The sequence below is a fragment of the Syntrophomonas sp. UBA1041 genome (assembly GCF_002316705.1).
Taxonomy (GTDB): domain Bacteria; phylum Bacillota; class Syntrophomonadia; order Syntrophomonadales; family Syntrophomonadaceae; genus DTU019.
The window spans coordinates 1,210-1,908 of record NZ_DCEA01000061.1; the positions used below are offsets into that span (position 1 = coordinate 1,210).

The following is a 699-nucleotide window of genomic DNA, read 5'->3' on the forward strand; positions in this document are numbered from 1 at the left end:
TGCGCAGTGCTATGGGGGGAACCCTCTATGTTCCTCTGCTGGAGGGGATCCAAATTTCCCAGCTGCGGGAGTTGAAAGCCCGCGGCTACCGTTTGTGCGGCGCCGCCGCAAGAGGCGCCGTTTCGGTTTATGAAGCCGATTTCAAGGGCTCGCTGGCGGTGGTTATCGGCAGCGAGGCCCGGGGATTGAGTCCCGAGGTGGCTTCCCTTTGCGATGAAATGGTGGCCATCCCCTGCCGGGCCGGGGTTGACTCGCTCAACGCCGCAGTGGCATGCGGCATTATTCTAAGTAAAAGCTGGAATAGCCGCTTTTATCGGGAGCCCTTTGTCTTACCAGGGTTGGTGTGATATAATAGCCCTAGTTGGGCCCTAGCTTTAACAAAGAGGGGTGAAGGGTTAGTGATGACGCAAGCTGACGATCTGTGGCGCCTTTTTGAGGTGTCAGGTTGCATTATATATTACCTCTTGTATAAGATGATGGTAACCCAATAATATGATAAACGAGGAACAGGACAAGTAGCTTGTTGTACTCCCGACAGGGAGGTCCGGTCGGCGATTGAGAGCCGGACTGAGGGTAAAGGCATGCGAATTCACCTGGGAGTTGTGGGCTGAAAATAGAGTAGGCTATACCGGGGTGCCCCGTTACAGGCAGGGTAAGTGAGTCGGGCCTTGGTCCGGCTAATTTGGGTGGTACCGCGGA

General features: G+C 55.1%; 1 protein-coding gene. It reads left to right on the forward strand.

Translation table 11 applies throughout. From position 1 onward, the window contains the following. A partial coding sequence (locus B2633_RS08655) for a TrmH family RNA methyltransferase (RefSeq protein WP_483170205.1) occupies window positions 1–347 on the forward strand: 347 nt, incomplete at its 5' end. Window positions 348–699 lie beyond the last annotated feature (352 nt).